Annotated in this window: 12 protein-coding genes and 1 riboswitch; of the genes, 6 read left to right on the top strand and 6 right to left on the bottom strand. The window is 54.0% G+C overall.

Features of this window, described 5'->3' with window-relative positions; genetic code table 11:
* Positions 1–93: 93 nt before the first annotated feature.
* The 3 genes from FJM65_RS09680 (at position 94) to lysA (ending at position 5503) form a co-directional block, all read left to right on the top strand.
* Positions 94–2889: a T9SS type A sorting domain-containing protein gene (locus tag FJM65_RS09680; RefSeq protein WP_140621301.1), complete on the top strand. Its 2796-nt coding sequence runs from the start codon at positions 94–96 to the stop codon at positions 2887–2889.
* A gap of 147 nt (positions 2890–3036) precedes the next feature.
* Entirely contained in the window at positions 3037–4368 is a 1332-nt protein-coding gene (locus FJM65_RS09675; RefSeq protein WP_140621300.1) for an aspartate kinase, read from the top strand.
* Positions 4331–5503: a diaminopimelate decarboxylase gene (gene lysA / locus FJM65_RS09670; protein WP_239022901.1), complete on the top strand. Its 1173-nt coding sequence runs from the start codon at positions 4331–4333 to the stop codon at positions 5501–5503. The genes FJM65_RS09675 and lysA overlap by 38 nt, the downstream gene beginning before the upstream one ends.
* A gap of 75 nt (positions 5504–5578) precedes the next feature.
* On the opposite strand, the gene FJM65_RS09665 is transcribed toward lysA, so the two are convergent.
* From FJM65_RS09665 to FJM65_RS09650, 4 genes are all read right to left on the bottom strand, one after another.
* The gene (locus FJM65_RS09665; RefSeq protein WP_140621299.1) at positions 5579–6286 is read right to left on the bottom strand and encodes a hypothetical protein; all 708 of its coding nucleotides are present in this window, start codon (positions 6284–6286) and stop codon (positions 5579–5581) included.
* Between the two features lie 173 nt (positions 6287–6459).
* A complete protein-coding gene (locus FJM65_RS09660; RefSeq protein ID WP_140621298.1) occupies positions 6460–7719 on the bottom strand; it encodes a homoserine dehydrogenase in 1260 nt (419 codons plus the stop codon).
* Positions 7706–8764 (bottom strand): homoserine O-acetyltransferase MetX, encoded by a 1059-nt coding sequence (gene metX, locus FJM65_RS09655; RefSeq protein WP_140621297.1) that lies wholly within the window; start codon positions 8762–8764, stop codon positions 7706–7708. The genes FJM65_RS09660 and metX overlap by 14 nt, the downstream gene beginning before the upstream one ends.
* An 8-nt stretch (positions 8765–8772) precedes the next feature.
* Entirely contained in the window at positions 8773–10095 is a 1323-nt protein-coding gene (locus FJM65_RS09650; RefSeq protein ID WP_140621296.1) for an O-acetylhomoserine aminocarboxypropyltransferase/cysteine synthase family protein, read from the bottom strand.
* Between the two features lie 297 nt (positions 10096–10392).
* A riboswitch (SAM riboswitch) is annotated at positions 10393–10502 on the bottom strand.
* Positions 10503–11360: 858 nt separating this feature from the next.
* Between FJM65_RS09650 and xseA the strand changes: the two genes are divergently transcribed.
* Together xseA and xseB are read left to right on the top strand one after the other, a co-directional pair.
* Positions 11361–12917 carry an exodeoxyribonuclease VII large subunit gene (gene xseA, locus FJM65_RS09645; protein WP_140621295.1) on the top strand — a complete coding sequence of 519 codons (1557 nt, stop codon included), beginning with the start codon at positions 11361–11363 and terminating at the stop codon, positions 12915–12917.
* Complete coding sequence (gene xseB / locus FJM65_RS09640) at positions 12910–13173, top strand: exodeoxyribonuclease VII small subunit (protein WP_140621294.1); 264 nt, start codon at positions 12910–12912, stop codon at positions 13171–13173. Before xseA ends, xseB begins: the two co-directional genes overlap by 8 nt.
* Before the next feature lie 297 nt (positions 13174–13470).
* On the opposite strand, the gene FJM65_RS09635 is transcribed toward xseB, so the two are convergent.
* On the bottom strand, positions 13471–14526 hold the full coding sequence (locus tag FJM65_RS09635) for a DUF6687 family protein (protein ID WP_140621293.1): 1056 nt from the start codon (positions 14524–14526) through the stop codon (positions 13471–13473).
* A gap of 137 nt (positions 14527–14663) precedes the next feature.
* Between FJM65_RS09635 and FJM65_RS09630 the strand changes: the two genes are divergently transcribed.
* Complete coding sequence (locus FJM65_RS09630; protein WP_140621292.1) at positions 14664–16133, top strand: nicotinate phosphoribosyltransferase; 1470 nt, start codon at positions 14664–14666, stop codon at positions 16131–16133.
* 7 nt (positions 16134–16140) lie between these two features.
* On the opposite strand, the gene FJM65_RS09625 is transcribed toward FJM65_RS09630, so the two are convergent.
* Complete coding sequence (locus FJM65_RS09625; protein WP_239022900.1) at positions 16141–16455, bottom strand: HNH endonuclease; 315 nt, start codon at positions 16453–16455, stop codon at positions 16141–16143.
* Positions 16456–16514 lie beyond the last annotated feature (59 nt).

The raw sequence follows: 16514 nt of genomic DNA, 5'->3' as shown, positions 1-16514 counted from the left end.
ACCTCCCTTACGTCACTTTCAGGTACCCTTGGTAATGCTCCTTCTGGAATAGCATCCGGAACAACAGGGTATGTAACCCTTTACATTAATGCGGTGGAGCAAAGCATCAGAGCCACCATCAATACTACTTCTACTACCTGGTCTATTGCCATACCGGCTGACCTCTCACCCGCACTTAAGGCAGGCGATATGCTGAACGTGAGAACGGTGTGGACACTTACAGGTGGCGGGCAGACTACCTGCAGTGTTCCCTCGAGCCGGTCTAATTTTTTGACGGTGCAGGAAACCACTGCGGCCCCGACCATTAACCCACTAAAATGCGGGCTGGTTACGACACTGTCAGGTACCTCCACTGAGGCTATCGGAACAGTACTGCAATTTTACACAGGCGGAACGGCAGGCCAAAGAGACGGCACGCTGATAACACAGAATGGTACAAGTACCCCGATCACGGCCACAGTTACCAGCTTAGGTGCCTGGTCTGCAGACCTTACAAAGGCGGCAGGTGGCGGCATTGCTCCGGGTACCGCCATTACGGCAAGAGCCAAGGCAACCGGGAAGGTCAGAAGCGTTAACTCCAATGCAGTCAGCTCTGCGGCTGGACCTACAGCAACGTTAACCATAAACAGCCCAATTACTGAAGGGGCAACAAGCGTATCCGGCACCGGGCCTTCCGGCGCTGCAAATGCTAAAATAACCCTTTACATAGAAGGCACTCCATTCCCCACTACTACTTTGATAGGCAGTGACGGAACCTGGTCGGTTACCGGAATCTCTTCGCAAGAGCTATTTGCCGGTGCCACAGTTTCGGCAACATACACCCCGGCCGATGGCTGCGAAAGTCCTAAGGCAAGCCCGGTGATTGTTAGTTGCCGGGCTCCCATTGCCACTTACACACTTACAGCTGTCCCCACTACCATTTGCGGTGGCAGCACCACCAGCGTTACGCTGTCTGGCTCAGAGTACGGGGTTTCTTATATGCTCCTAGTGAACGGAACGGAGTCCGGCAGTTCCGTATTAGGAACCGGAGGCGCCATCACTTTAACCTCCGGGCCTTTAACGAACCTGACAAACGCCAACACAACCGCTGCCCTCACGTACAGGGCCAGAAAAATCAGTGGCACCGCCTGCGACGCCACTTCTGCTAACAGTGTAAGTATAACCGTGCGCCCACAACCTGTAACGACGGGCTTAAGCTTTGCCAGTGTCAGCCAGACCACTTGTGCCAACCAGAGCCTTACCTTCTCCCTGAGCGGCACAAACACCAACTATAACTACCAGTTGGTAAATGAGGCAACAGGCCAGGCAGTGGGCTCGCCAGTACAAGGGGCAACAGGCGCTATCCTGTTAGCTACCGGATCAGTTACAACGAACACAACCTTCGCCCTACTCATAACGGTAAGAACTGCAGATGCCTGCAGCACCACATTGCCTTCTCAGGTAACCGTTACAGTAACGAGTCCCTCTACCACCCGCGCTGTAACCCCGGAAACTGGCAAAGTATGCGTTGGCGGAGCAACCAGCATCTACGTCTCAACCGAACCAAACGATGACTATGAATACAAGGTGTACCGCAGGGCAACCACCACAAATAATCTTTCAGCGGATCTTTTACTAGGCACTTTCAGAGGTAACGGAGGTATTCGCTCCGTGCAGACGGGAGCACTGAACTTCGCAGGCTCCGAAGTATTTTACGCTACTGTCACGAGGGTTACGAACAACGCCTGCGGCACCCTGACGCTGGTGAACCAAGCCACGGTGGAGGTAACCAATAACCCTATAAAAGCCGACGCAGGGCCTGACGTCACCACCTGTGGCAGCTCCTACGCCCTGCGGGCAAACGATGTGTCGCCGGGAATTGGCACCTGGGTAAAGATTAGCGGCCCTACTGACGTCACCTTCAGCTCTCCAAACAACCAGAACGCAACGGTTCAGGGGCTAACCTCTGGTACCTACGTGCTGGAGTGGAGAGTAGAAAGCACCTGTGGCGGCGGGTTAGCAACTTCAACCGACCAGGTAACTATAAATGTAAACTGCGATGCGGTCTATACTCTAGCGGTTCCGAAGTACAGAAACGAGTACAGGCAAGGAGACATTTTAGCCTCAGCCTCAGACCCAGATGCGCCTATTGTGTCGGCAAGTGTAACACAAGGGGTTTTACCACCGGGCGTAGCTTTCAACACAACGACCGGTGCGTTTACGATCGCAACCCCTGGAGACCTGGAAGAAGGAACGTATAGGCTAATCGTAAACCTGAGAGATCAGCTGTCAGGAGTAACCTTTACAACTGTTACGCTTCGGATCTATGGAGATGCACCGGTGATAGTACCCCTACCCGTAGAGTTACTGTACTTCAGAGCATTCATAGATCAGCGGCAGGTACAGCTTCAATGGAAAACAGCATCCGAGGAGAATAACAAAGAGTTTGTAGTGGAGCGAAGTGCTGACGGAAAGCACTTCAGTGCCATCGGCACTGTAGCCGGTGCAGGAACAACCGTTGTTCCACAATTCTATACTTTCACAGACGCTGAGTGGACACAAGGGACTGTTTACTACCGTCTGAAGCAGGTAGACTTCGACGGAGGGTTCGAGTACAGCAGTACAGCAGCCGTAAACCATAGAAACTACACCAGCCATGAAAAGCAGCTTAAGGTATGGCCAAACCCATTTGTGCGGGAACTGAGGCTGGAAGTGTTTGCCCCAACCTCCGCTGATGCAGAAGCAGCCCTTTTCGATATAAATGGTCGGCAAGTATACAAGGTAAACATTCTGTTGAAACCGGGCTTTAACAAAATCACCCTGCCTCTTCAGGAACTGCCAAACGGCATGTACATCCTGCGCATACATGGCAAAAACGTGCAGGAATCAACGAAAGTGATAAAACGCTAATAAGTACAGCACAAGATAACACTCTGACAACGGCCGCTTCCCTGAAGCGGCCGTTGTTATTTAAAACTCTTCCTACAGCCAAAACGAACTTATTCCGCTGATTTTTTGCTACTTTTGTGGCATAACATCACTCATTTTTTCACCTGAATGAAGATACTTAAGTTCGGCGGCACCTCGGTGGGGTCAGCTGAGAGAATGAAGGCAGTAGCCTCGCTCATACGTAATGGTGAGCCTAAAATTGTAGTGCTTTCGGCTATGTCGGGCACTACCAACGCATTGGTGCAGATTGCAGAAACGCTGTACCAGAACAAACACAACGAAGCTAAGGCGCTGATTACGGCGCTGCACGATAAGTATAAACAGGTGGTAGAGGAACTCTACACCTCCGCAGATAAAAAGCACCAGGCAAACGAGCTGCTGAAGCAACATTTCGAGTACATCACCGCCTTCACCCTCGACCTTTTTACCATACACGAGGAGCGCGCGGTGCTGGCGCAGGGCGAGCTGCTGAGCACTGCCCTTTTTCAGTTTTACCTGGAGGAGCAGGGCGAGAAGTCGGTACTGCTGCCGGCCCTAAGCTTTATGAAGATCGATGAAAATGAGGAGCCGGACAACGAGTACATAGCCCAGCAACTGAAAATTGAGCTGGAAAAGTACCCGGGCGTAGAGCTGTTTATAACGCAAGGCTATATCTGCCGCAATGCCTTCGGGGAGATCGACAACCTGAAGCGCGGTGGCTCCGACTACTCCGCCTCATTGATTGGCGCTGCCGCCGACGCAGAGGAGATTCAGATCTGGACCGACATAGACGGCATGCACAACAACGACCCGCGTATTGTAAAAAACACCTACCCTATCGCGGAGCTGTCGTTTGATGAGGCGGCGGAGCTGGCATACTTTGGCGCCAAAATCCTGCACCCCAGCAGCGTGCAGCCGGCCAAGCAGAAAAACATACCCGTAAAGCTGCTCAACACCCTGGAGCCGGCGGCAAGAGGCACCGTCATCAGCGCCAATACGGAAAGCGGCAAGATAAAGGCTGTGGCAGCTAAAGACGGTATCACGGCCATTAAGATCAAATCCGGGCGGATGCTGCTGGCCTACGGCTTCCTGCGCAGCGTGTTTGAGGTGTTCGAAAGGTATAAAACGCCGATTGATATGATCACCACATCCGAAGTGGCCGTGTCGCTGACGATAGATAATGACAAGCACCTGAATGAGATACTGACCGAGCTGAAGGAGTTTGGCCAGGTGGAAGTGGACACGGAACAGTCCATCGTATGCGTGGTAGGCGACTTTATAGCAGAGCGCAGCGGGTCCGTGCTCACTGTTTTCCAGTCGCTGCAGCACATTCCCTTGCGCATGATTTCCTACGGGGGCAGCAAAAACAACATCAGCTTCCTGATCAGCACAACAGACAAAGTAGAAGCCCTTACAAAACTGAATGATGGCATCTTTAACAGAAACGAAGCCCATGCTTAACTTTAACACAGAGCAGCTGCAGCAACATACCACTCCGTTTTATATCTACGACCTGAACCTGCTGCACCAAACGCTGGAAACGGCACAGCAGGAAGCCCAAAAGTATAACTTTCACGTTCACTACGCCCTAAAGGCCAATGCCAATACCCCGGTGCTAAACCTGGTGCGCCAGCACGGTTTCGGGGCCGACTGCGTGAGCGGCAATGAGGTGAAGGCCGCCATAGAGAACGGTTTTGCGCCGAAGGAGGTGGTGTTTGCCGGCGTGGGCAAATCCGATGCCGAGATTAACTTTGCGCTGGATCAGGAAATCTTCTGCTTTAACTGCGAGTCGAAGCACGAGCTGCAGGTGATAAACGAACTGGCCGAAAAGAAGGACAAAATTGCGCGCGTGGCGCTGCGCATCAACCCGAACGTGAATGCCAACACGCATAAATACATAACCACAGGCCTGGAGGAGAACAAGTTCGGCATTAATGCCTGGGAACTGGAGAGTGTGCTGGAGCTGCTACAGGAGCTAAAGCACATAGAGCTGATAGGCGTTCACTTCCACATCGGCTCGCAAATAACAGACCTGACAGTGTTTAAGAACCTGTGCACGCGCGTAAACGAGTTCCAGGAGTGGTTTCTAGCGCATAACGTAACCCTGCAGCACATTAATGTGGGGGGTGGCCTTGGCGTGGATTATTACCATCCGGATGAGAACCTGATCCCTGACTTTGCCGCATACTTTGGGCTATTCGACCAGTTTCTGACGCTACAGCCGGGGCAGCAGGTGCATTTTGAGCTGGGCCGCGCACTGGTGGCGCAGTGCGGCACGCTCATCTCCAGGGTGCTGTACATCAAAAACGGCGTTAGCACTAACTTTGCCATACTAGATGCCGGCATGACCGAGCTGATCCGCCCGGCGCTGTACCAATCTTACCACAAGATCGAGAACCTGACGAGCAAAAAAAAAGAGGTGCGCTATGATGTGGTGGGCCCAATTTGTGAGTCGAGCGACTGCTTTGGCAAAGCAGTGATGCTGCCCGAAACCAACCGCGGCGACTTGATAGCCATCAGAACGGCAGGAGCCTACGGCGAGGTGATGGCTTCGGCCTACAATCTGCGCGACAAAGCCGCCGCCGTGTATGTATAGCTAAAAGTATAAATCCAAATAAAAAGCCCTGCCTCTTTTACGAAGGCAGGGCTTTTTATTTGCCGCATCTTATGTTTATCGGATCAGCTTTTTTACCGCCACCCTGGCGGCCGGCATATCAACCGACACCAGAAAATCCGGCTCCGCGTGCACAATACCCTTTTCTCCGTTGAGGTAATTTGCCAGTTCCAGCGCATTGCCTGCAGAACTCTTGTCCACCCGCACCAGGTATGTCTGCCCGCTCAGCGGCATCAGCACCTCTGCTCCATAGCCTTCCGCCAAAGCGCCCAGCGCTTCTGCAGCCCCCTCCTCTATCGTCACAATGGCCTCATTGCTGATCCCGAGCAAGCCGCTCTCATTCAGGAAGTATGGCGCTACGTAGGCAATGCCGGGGTCTTCGGCTAACAGCTCCATGGCCAGTTCTACCTGCTTGCAGTTCAGGCCATCTACCAGTGCAATGTTGTGCAGTATGGCTGAGTTGGAACTCAGTTGGCCGTTTTTGCCAGAAATAAATTTATACTGTGCCATTACCGCATCTTCATCGGCAGCGCTGAGGCCCTCTGCAAATGCCACCACCAGCTGCTTGGTGTATACATTGCCGAGGTTCTTCTGTTCGGTGCCGAAGCGGTAAGTACAATTTTGACAAGCGCCGCCCGCTTGCGCCCTTAGCAGAGAAGGGCCTGCTTTAATGTTTCGGATGGGCGCCGCACCATCCTGCCTGCAGGATGACAAGGCAAAAACCGCCATCAGGAAGGTAAAAAAGGGTATAGCTATGTTTCTCATCTTGGTACAAATTATAACGCTAATAGGTTGATTATTTGTACGGTAAGATTTTGATTATAGCTACGTTTTAATTAAATTAAAAATATACATTAAATCATATTAATATTTAGATATGCCTATTAAACTAGGCACCTGCGCTGGAGCCAGCAAATTAAGTACAATTTACACCATACTTAGGCTGCCTCTTCCAGCACTGCTCCGGATGCCTGCACTACCTGCTCCCCCGACACTTGTGCTGGCAACAGTGCAACAAACGCAATCGTCTGCTTCAGCGCTGGCAGGTGCTGCAACAGGTCCTTGCGGTTGATGGTGCCGACCAGCTGTGTAGACTTGGCAGAATAGCCAAACGTGGTCAGTTCTTTCCAGGGCAGCTGCGGCAACAGCTCGGGCATGGTGCTGCGCACGTATACTTTCAGCTCATCGTCCTCTTCCAACGGCACCGGCTTCAGCTGCTCCTCGTCGTTATACCTAAACTTGGGGTAGCTGTACTTGTAGCCAGCCAGCGCCGCCGACACATCGGCCCAAACCGCAGAGCCTGTCGGGTGGCTTCCGGCGCCGCGGCCTTTCAGAAACTGATCGCCGGCATAGCGCGCCTGCAACTGCACGCCGTTAAACTCCGCCTCTACATAGTATAGCTCCGAGTCGGGGAACACCAGCGTTGGCAGCACCTGCAGCTCCAGGTTGTTGTTTTTGTTGAGCCGGGCCGAAGCCACCAGCCGGATGCGCGCGCCCAGTGCCTGCGCCAGGTGTATGTCTCCTTTAGAAATATGCTGTATGCCAGACCGCAGCACCTGCTCCGGCTTTACCACTGCTCCGAAGGCATGAGCCGCAATCAGGCTGATCTTGTGCAGTGCATCATAGCCGCCCACATCCAGCGTCGGGTCTGCCTCGGCAAAGCCCAGTGCCTGCGCCTGCGCCAGCGCCTCATCATAAGACAGGCCTTCGGCATCCAGCTTGGTGAGGATATAGTTAGAAGAACCGTTCAGGATGCCACTTACCTCCTGCAGCGGCTCATTGCCATAGTATGCCTCCAGCGTACGTAAAATCGGGATGCTGCCGCAAACAGCCGCCTCATACAAGAGCGTGCCGCCAAACTCCTGCTGCAGCGCCACCAGCTCCGTCAGGTTCTCCGAGATCATCTTTTTGTTAGCCGACACGATGGTTTTGCCTGCCTCCAGCGCCTGCCGTACTATCTGCAGCGCCTCCTTCGGGTCGCTGATCAGCTCAGCAAACAGGTCTATGCTTTCGTCCTGCAGCAGCTCCTGCGGGTCGTAGGTGAAGCTGTGCTTAGGCAGAGTGCGCAGTTTCTCTTTGTCGCGTACGCAAATCTTCGCCACATGCAGGTGCGGGTTGTCCTGCAGCACATCGTGCAGCCCCTGGCCCACGCAGCCGAAGCCAAATATACCAATGCGTTTACCGCTATTGCTTTTCATAGGTAAGTTCTTCTATTGTTTCTTTTTCATTTTGATAAAACTGCCGAATGGCATCTGTCAGCTGGTCTACCTCCACCAAAAAGCCATCGTGGCCATAGTTGGAGCGGATGAGGTGGAAAGTGGAGTCGGGTACGTGGGCGTGCAGAAAATACTGCTCCTCCACCGGGAAAAGCAGGTCAGTGTCCACGCCCACAAACAGGCTTCGGGCTTTTACATGCGCCAGCGCCCGCTCTACTCCCCCTCTATCGCGGCCCACGTTATGCGAGTCCATGGCTTTGGAAAGCAGCCAGTAAGTATAGGCATTGAAGCGCTGCGCCAGTTTTTCTCCCTGGTACACCTGGTAACTGGCCGCCCGGAACTCGTCGATAATGCTATGGCCCGGCTCCTGCTGCGCCTGCTGGTAGGTGTTGTAGTGGCGGTAGGAAAGCATGGCAATGGAGCGGGCCGTCTTCAGCCCTTCCCTGCCGGCGCCTTCGGTGCTGGTGGACCAGCTAGGGTCCTGCCGGATGGCCATACGCTGGCTCTCGTTAAAGGCAATGCCCCAGGCCGAGTGACGGGCATTGCTGGCCACGTGCACCAGCCGCTCAAAAACATCCGGCTTTTGCAAGGCCCATTCCAGCGCCTGCTGTCCGCCTAACGAGCCCCCAATAAGCGTATGCACCCGCTCCAGGCCCAGCTCCTGCCGCAGCAGGTCAAAAGCATGCACAATATCACGGTTGGTGAGCTGCGGAAATGTATGGAAGTATGGCTGCAGCGTTGCAGGGTTTACCGATAGCGGCCCTGTGGAGCCGTAACAACCGCCCAGCGTGTTGGCGCAAACAATAAACCACTCCCGCGGATCATAAAGCTTACCCTCCCCGAAGAGCTCGCACCACCAATCAGTAAAGTCGGAGCTGCCGGTAAGGGCATGGCACACCCACACCACATTGCTGCGCTGCGCGTTTAGCGTGCCATACGTAGTATAAGCCAGCTGGAAGCCCGGCAAAGTTGCCCCTAGCTCCAGCTTAAACTCTTGTTGATAATGGAAAGTGTGCTGCTCTGACATTTTTATACTTAGGATAAGGCGGGCTCGGCCTCTAATACTTTGGCGAACGCCTGTTCAAAATCTGCTTTTATATCGTCCAGGTGCTCGATACCCGCAGATACGCGCAACAAGGTAGGATCTACGCCGGCGCTTAGCTGCTCAGCGTCGCTTAGCTGCTGGTGGGTGGTAGATGCCGGATGGATGATGAGGGTTTTGGCGTCGCCTACGTTGGCCAGGTGGCTCACCAGCTGCAGGCTGTTAACAAACGCCTCCGCCTGCTGCTTGTCGCCTTTCAGCTTGAAAGAGAACACGCCGCCGAAGCCACGCTTGAGGTATTTCTTGGCCCGCTCGTGGTAGGGGCTGCTCTCAAGGCCAGGGTAGTTCACGCTCTCCACCAGCTCGTGCTGCTCCAGCCACTCGGCCAGCGCCAGCGCGTTCTGCACCGTCCTGTCTACCCGCAGCGACAGCGTTTCCAGCCCCTGCAGCAGCAGGAACGAGTTGAACGGGCTCAGCGCCGGGCCGAAGTCACGAAGGCCTTCCACACGGGCGCGAATGGCGAAAGCGATGTTACCGAACGGCCCGCCCTCTCCAAAAACCTCCCAGAAGTTCAGGCCATGGTAGCCTTCCGACGGTTCCGAGAACTGCGGGAACTTGCCGTTGCCCCAGTTAAAGTTGCCGCCATCCACAATCACGCCGCCAATGCTGGTGCCGTGGCCTCCGATCCACTTCGTAGCCGACTCTACCACCACATTGGCGCCATGCTCCAGCGGGCGGAACAGGTAACCGCCGGCCGCAAACGTGTTGTCCACCACCAACGGAATATCATACTTGCGGGCAAGCGCAGAAAGGGCCTCGAAATCGGGAATATTGAAGCGCGGGTTGCCGATGGATTCCGTATAGATCGCCTTTGTCTTCTCGTCAATCAGTTTCTCGAAGCTGGCGACGTCATCGCTGTCGGCAAAGCGTGCCTCAATACCCAGGCGCTTAAACGACACCTTGAACTGGTTAAAAGTACCGCCATACAGGAAGCTGGACGTCACAAAGTTTTCGCCGGCCTGCAGGATGTTGGTGAGTGCCAGGAACTGCGCTGCCTGCCCAGAGGCTACCGCCACTGCCGCTACACCGCCTTCCAAAGCTGCCACCCGCTTCTCAAACACATCGGTAGTTGGGTTCATAATGCGGGTATAGATGTTACCAAACTCCTTCAGGGCAAACAGGTTAGCCCCGTGCTCCGCGTTCTTAAAAGCATAGGAAGTTGTTTGGTAAATAGGCACAGCGCGCGACTGTGTGGTGGGATCTATTTCCTGACCAGCGTGCAGCTGGAGTGTTTCGAAGTGCAAAGGCTTAGACATAGGTATGATGATTTAAGTATGTTTAAGAAGGATAATTTTGATTTAAACAAAGATTGGGATGCCGTAGCGGTATAAGTTGGCTGTAGCAGCAGATGCGGAATCTGCCACTAAGCCATGTATGAAAACAGGATTTTTATACCTTGATTAACAGCAATAACAGCTGTGCATGACGCACATGGGCATGCGCCTGACAGGGGCTTTAGCAAGAGCTAAAATGCAGGTGCGCGACAGTGTTTCTGTCGGCGAGGTTACTAATACGTGCTGTGTTGGCTTGGTTCCCTTGTTCATGACCGTATCAATTTATATTCGTCCGGCACCCTGCCGAACTCAGGAATTAGCACCTTAACACCGAAGGTTAGGTTGCTAGCGTTTCACAGAGCCTGTCTCTCCACGCTTCTTTATAAATCAATGCGCTAAGGGCGTATTGACTTGATGTTGCAAGTATACGGGGCGATATTTTAAAAAGCCAACTATTTCTGATGTTTTTTGAAAATAGTTGTTTTACCTGAGCTTTCCCTACACTGGCGCAAGTTGAAAATCCCGGAGTATCACGGGGCGTCCGCTTGTGCCGCTATTAGCCGCTGCTTCCTGCAACCTGTGGCAAGCTATCCTCATTTACTACTGTTCATCCTCAGCCTTACATACCTATCGTTGCATCTCATACTTTGGATAGCTCCAAGCCCGCGAGGGCTCGTCCTGGGGGTAGATTCAATAGCATCCGCTTTTTTTCATCTCGACCACTCTTGAGGCGACAGCCGAGGAAAGCCAGCTTAGCTGTGAGAGATCTCTTTAGAATTCCAGATAGATCCCTCCTCTTGTCGGGATTACAGGACGAGAAGTAAGAATAGGACTCCCTCTCCTGTTTTTAGGAGAGGGCTGGGGTGAGGTTCAATTCCCCTCCTCGGAGGGGTTAGGGGTGGGTTTATACTTGTAGGGACAGGTCGCGACCTGTCGGCGCTACACCTATTGCGATGAAACTTATACTTTGGCTGTGGTTTTTCCAGACACCCCTCCTTGGACTACCGAGAACGCGAGTTCGAAGGTAGCAAGCGTAGCTCTGAGGGGCAGAGGTGATTAGACTCGGTAATGCTGACAATCCTATAAATCAATCCCAATCCACTTAATCACCGGTCAATAGGCCTGATTCCAGCATTTAAAACATTTTCTCCGCCACTGTACTAATAATTTTAGCCAAAAAATCCTATCTTCGGGGCACAGGAGCCGGCGCTCTGCCGGTTGTGCAGGAGATAGAAACGTTGTAGCCCATGTCCCAGATCTTTATTCGCCAGACGGTTGTGTACGAGGAGCAGTCCCCGCTCTCGCTGTATGAGCTGCACCAGCAGATACGCGAGGAACTGGAAGTGGCGTTCCCGGACAGCTATTGGGTGGTGGCAGAGGTGGCGCAGGTGAACGTGGACCGGCGCAAAGGCCACTGCTACCTCACGCTGGTAGACAAAGGCGACGACGCCCGGCAGATGCTGGCGCAGGCACGGGCCACGATTTGGGGCTCGCGCTACCAAATGCTGGGCCGCTACTTTGAGGAGAAAACCGGGCAGCCGCTAAAGGCCGGGCTGAAGGTGCTGCTGCAGGCAACGGTGCGCTTCCACGAACTCTACGGCCTCAGCCTCGACATCACAAACATTGATCCGAACTATACGATTGGCGACCTGGCCCGCCAGCGCCTCGAAACGCTGAAACGGCTGGAAGCAGAAGGGCTGCTGGAGGCGAACAAAGAGCTGGAACTGCCGCTGGTGCCACAACGGCTGGCGGTGATATCATCAGCTACGGCGGCCGGTTTCCAGGATTTTATGCATCAGTTGGAAAATAACAGCTACGGCTATACTTTCAAAACTACGCTTTTCCCGGCAACAGTGCAGGGCAATGAAGCCCCGGCTTCGGTGGCGCAGGCTTTTGCCCAAGTAGCCAGGTACAGCGATCAATTTGATGCGATCGTGCTGATTCGCGGCGGAGGCTCCCAGACAGACCTGAGCTGCTTTGATGATTATAAAATTGCCGCTGCCATTGGTAATGCACCGCTGCCTGTGCTCACGGGCATCGGCCACGAGCGCGATGAAAGTATAGCCGACCTGGTAGCACACACACGCCTGAAAACACCTACGGCCGTGGCCGGTTTTCTGATAGACAGGTTCCGGGAGGCGGAAGAGCACGCAGAGGACCTGTTCGACAGCATCCGGATGTTTGCAGCACAGCAACTCAAGCTGACTGACGATAAGCTGGAGCGCATTAGCCTGCGTTTCCAGAACACCACCAGGCAGCTGTTGCAGGGCAGCAAAGATAAACTGGAAACGCTATCGCGGGGGCTGCTGCTAAAGCCGAAGGCTTACCTGGAGGCGCAGCGGCATCTGGTGAGTGACCTGGAGAAGGATGTGAATGCCGGTACCAAGGACCTGCTGCATGAGCGGCAGCGGTACCTGCAAGAGCTGTCGGTGTGCGTGGAGGGCAAGAGCCAGCGCTACCTGCACCTAAAGGAGCACGAACTCAACCACCTGGTGCACTGCGTGGAGACGGAGGCGAAAGACAAGCTGAAAAAGGACCAATTAGCTTTTTCAAAGTATAATGACAAGCTAGAGTATACAGCCAAAGGCAAGCTTCAGGCAGAAAATCACCGCCTGAAGCTGCTGGAAATGAGCATCGAAGCGAATAACCCGGAGAAGCTGCTGCTGCGCGGCTACACGCTCACGCTCATCAATGGCAAGATCATTAAAAGTATAAAAGAGGTAAAAACCAACGATGTGGTAGAGACAAGAATGCAGGACGGCACCCTCCACAGCATGGTTGTAAATATTGACACAGATGAATAAGGACTTAAAGGACATGACCTACCGCGAAGCGACGCAGGAGCTGGAGGAGATTTTACGCGCCATCGAGAATGACGCCGTGGATGTGGATGAACTGACGCAGAAGGTGCAGCGCTCGTCGCAGCTCATAAAGCTGTGCAAGGAGAAACTGCGCAAGGCTGAGAAAGCGATTGACCAAGTGTTTAATGAGGAAAACTGCGAAACACCTGCTCCTGCCAAACCGCAGGAAGGCAAGGCTGCAAACGGTAGTTTGTTTTAAGCTAATTTGAACTGATCCAAGCATTCCTACTACTCAGCGCTATACTTACAAGCTTCGCACTGGCGCTCTTGCTCGCCTCACCTAAAGACCTCGCGGTGTCTGGAGGTCCCGCGAGCGTCTGGCCGCAATGCCGAGTCCAACCACCCCTGCCCCTCCTTGTCCAAGGAGGGGAGTCTTCTATTACCCGCAGCCTATGTAACTCACCTGCCGCGAGCTTTATCTTCGAAGTATAAAGCCGCAAAGTATTGCGGCTCTACATCAGTAAAAATCATATTAACCAAGTATAATCTGTATCAATCACCGGTTAAGTTCCTTCACTTCTTTCCAGGTCCAGTTATACTTTGGGTGGATGTCTTGGTAGGCTTTTTTGTAATAAGAAACCACCTCCTGCTTCAGCTGATCTACAGGTATGGACGAAGTATAGATCTCGCGTTCGGTGGGGTTGGCGTAGGTTTCGGAGCGGGTGAGCTTGTCGCCGTCCAGGCGCAGGAGCGGGCCGGTTTCGGTCACGGTGTCGTAGGTCCAGCGGCGGCCGGAAGTTTCGAGCTCATTCAGGCGTGCAGCCAGCGGGGCCATACTTAGGCGCGGCAGCGTAGGGCGCGAGGCAATGTCCACCCAAGTGGTATACTTATACTCCAGCTCATACTTGTTGCCCTCGTAGCAGGCCAGCACCATATCGAAGCCCTGCGTGCGGCTGAAAAGGGCGTAGTAGTGCAGCGGGTGCGGCGTTTCGATGATAATCAGACTGATATCAGGGTGGCGGGTGATCTTTGTCTCCGGCTTATACATGTCGCGGTAGCCGAGCAAAACACTGCCCACTTCGTCTTCCCAGGCGCCTTTTTCCCAGTCCGGGTCCTGCAGCACACGGCCGAACTCGCGCAGAAAATACTTGAATTTCTGCACGCACTGCGCCGCCTCCTTCTCCTCCATCTCATCGGCCTCAAAAGGCTTGTAGAACAGCTCCCGCTCTTTGGCGTTAATCCAGCACACCAGCTTCAGGGCCTCTCCCGCCAGTGGGTGGTTCAGGTCCAGCTCCCGGAAATCCCCGATCAGGGCCATTTGCCGCAGCAGCTCCTCGTTCTCCAGCGCCAGCTCCGGATTCAACAGCGCCCACACGCCCACAAACCCATCTATGTCAAAATGGTTGGCGGTAACATAGGGCAACTCCAGTTCAGGCAGGCGCTGGCGCATGGCGTTCAGCACAATGGCGGCGCTGGTGTCATCTTTCACCGTTTCCGGGGTGGGGCCGCCTTTCCAGTGCGAGAGCATGAAGCCGTTGGCGTGCGTGCTGTCCACTACAATGGCCTTTTTATCTTTAACCTCCGAGAAAGAAATAAACTGTCGTTTCTGCATGCCTTAAAGTTGCACATACGCGCCTCAACCTGCAAGTATAATTTTTAACTTCCTGATGCTAAACAAGGTACAAACCCACTCGGGTATTTCTCATCCATACTTGTTAAATTTCGGCTCAAACAACAACCGCAACAGCCATGGCGCTACAACAGATTTACCGCACCTCCCTCTCCCTCCTCACCGATTTATACCAGATAACGATGGCGTACGGGTACTGGAAGCAGGGCATGGCCGAGCGGGAGGCGGTGTTTCACCTATACTTCCGGAAAAACCCGTTTGAGGGAGGCTACACGGTAGCGGCCGGGCTGGAGCATGCGGTAGAGTACCTGCAGGCGCTCAAGTTTACCGAAGATGACCTGGCCTACCTGGGCAGTTTAAAAGGGGCGCAGGGGCAGCCGCTTTTTGAACAGGAGTTTTTGGAGTACCTGCGCCAAATGGAGTTTAGCTGCGATGTGGACGCTGTGCCGGAGGGCACCGTGGTTTTCCCGAACGAGCCGCTGGTACGGGTACGCGGGCCGCTGCTGCAGGCGCAGCTCATAGAGACGCCGCTGCTCACCATCATCAATTTTGAAACGCTGATTGCCACCAAGGCAGCCCGCATAAAAGAGGCCGCCAAAGGCGATACCGTGATAGAGTTCGGCATGCGCCGGGCGCAGGGCATAGACGGGGCGCTGGCTGCGGCACGGGCGGCTTATGTAGGCGGCGCCGACGCCACCTCTAACCTGTTGGCCGGCAAGCTTTACGACATCCCCGTGAAAGGCACCCACGCCCACAGTTGGGTGCAGGCTTTTGACACGGAAGAAGAGGCTTTTAAAGCGTATGGCGAAGCCTTTCCGAAAGACTCTGTGTTTCTGGTAGATACTTATAACACGGTGGAGGGGGTGAAAAAAGCCATTGCCGTGGCCCGGGAACTACAGCCTCAGGGCTTTATACTTGGCGGCATCCGCCTGGACTCCGGCGACCTGACCTACCTGAGCATAGAAGCCCGCAAACTGCTGGATGAAGCCGGCTTTACGGGCACCAGCATTGTGGCCAGCAACGACTTGGACGAGCACCTGATCACGCACCTGAAGCAGGAAGGAGCCAAGATAAACGTTTGGGGCGTGGGCACTAAAATGATCACCGCTTACGACCAGCCAGCGCTGGGCGGTGTTTATAAGCTGGCGGCGCTTAAAAACGGGGAGTGGGAGTATAAGATAAAGCTGTCGGAGCAGTTGGCCAAAACCTCTAACCCGGGCGCTTTGCAAGTGCGGCGCTACTACAACCAGGAACGTTACCTGGCTGATATGATCTACAACGAGCTGGAACCGCTGCCGGCGCAACCGCAAATTGTGGACCCTGTGGACGTGACGCGGCGCAAAACCATGGACAAGGATGCGCTGCACAAGGAGTTGCTGGTGCCTGTTTTTCAGCAAGGGCAACTGGTTTATACTTTGCCCACGCTAAAAAGCATAAAAGCCACCACGGCGCATGAGCTAAGCCAGTTGCACGAAAGTATACGCCGCTATGTAAACCCGCACAGCTACCCGGCTGGCCTCGAAAGCAACCTGCACCACTATAAGCTCAACCTGATTATGCATTTGAAGGGCACTGGCAGCGAGGCATAAACAACTTCTACCTGCGCTTGCCGCGCCTGTTCGATATTTTCTCGACGCGCTTGTTGCGTACCCATTTCAGGTACTTTTGCAGCGGCTCGGCCTCCTGCAGGGCAGGGATGGAGTTGTAAAGTTGCGCCAGTTCGCGGTTGCTAAACGTTAAGTGCAGCGTGCTGTGGCATGGCTGGCACAGGTCGGCGGTGGCTCCGTAGCGACCTCCCTCCTCGCGGGGCACCAGGTGGTGCCGCGACAGGTGCTGCACTTCTCTGCCACACAGTTCGCATACTTGTTCGCCGTTGTTTTTAGCCATCGTATCGGTTTGCGCTTCATCCATTTAACAGCTTTGGGCAAGCTATAGTTTTCTGGCGCATTCTATACATCCTGTTTCAAATA

The sequence above is a fragment of the Pontibacter mangrovi genome, from assembly GCF_006385705.1.
In the GTDB taxonomy this organism is placed as follows: Bacteria; Bacteroidota; Bacteroidia; order Cytophagales; family Hymenobacteraceae; genus Pontibacter; species Pontibacter mangrovi.
Note: the sequence above shows the minus strand (reverse complement) of the source record. Positions and strands in the feature narration are given on the sequence as shown.

Coding starts and splice junctions, on each gene's coding strand:
- metX (WP_140621297.1), bottom strand. CDS start 8,764: ATGTCAGAGCAGCACACTTTCCATTATCAACAAGAGTTTAAGCTGGAG.
- FJM65_RS09650 (WP_140621296.1), bottom strand. CDS start 10,095: ATGTCTAAGCCTTTGCACTTCGAAACACTCCAGCTGCACGCTGGTCAG.
- FJM65_RS09665 (WP_140621299.1), bottom strand. CDS start 6,286: ATGAGAAACATAGCTATACCCTTTTTTACCTTCCTGATGGCGGTTTTT.
- lysA (WP_239022901.1), top strand. CDS start 4,331: ATGATGGCATCTTTAACAGAAACGAAGCCCATGCTTAACTTTAACACA.
- FJM65_RS09625 (WP_239022900.1), bottom strand. CDS start 16,455: ATGGATGAAGCGCAAACCGATACGATGGCTAAAAACAACGGCGAACAA.
- xseB (WP_140621294.1), top strand. CDS start 12,910: ATGAATAAGGACTTAAAGGACATGACCTACCGCGAAGCGACGCAGGAG.
- xseA (WP_140621295.1), top strand. CDS start 11,361: ATGTCCCAGATCTTTATTCGCCAGACGGTTGTGTACGAGGAGCAGTCC.
- FJM65_RS09660 (WP_140621298.1), bottom strand. CDS start 7,719: ATGAAAAGCAATAGCGGTAAACGCATTGGTATATTTGGCTTCGGCTGC.
- FJM65_RS09635 (WP_140621293.1), bottom strand. CDS start 14,526: ATGCAGAAACGACAGTTTATTTCTTTCTCGGAGGTTAAAGATAAAAAG.
- FJM65_RS09630 (WP_140621292.1), top strand. CDS start 14,664: ATGGCGCTACAACAGATTTACCGCACCTCCCTCTCCCTCCTCACCGAT.
- FJM65_RS09675 (WP_140621300.1), top strand. CDS start 3,037: ATGAAGATACTTAAGTTCGGCGGCACCTCGGTGGGGTCAGCTGAGAGA.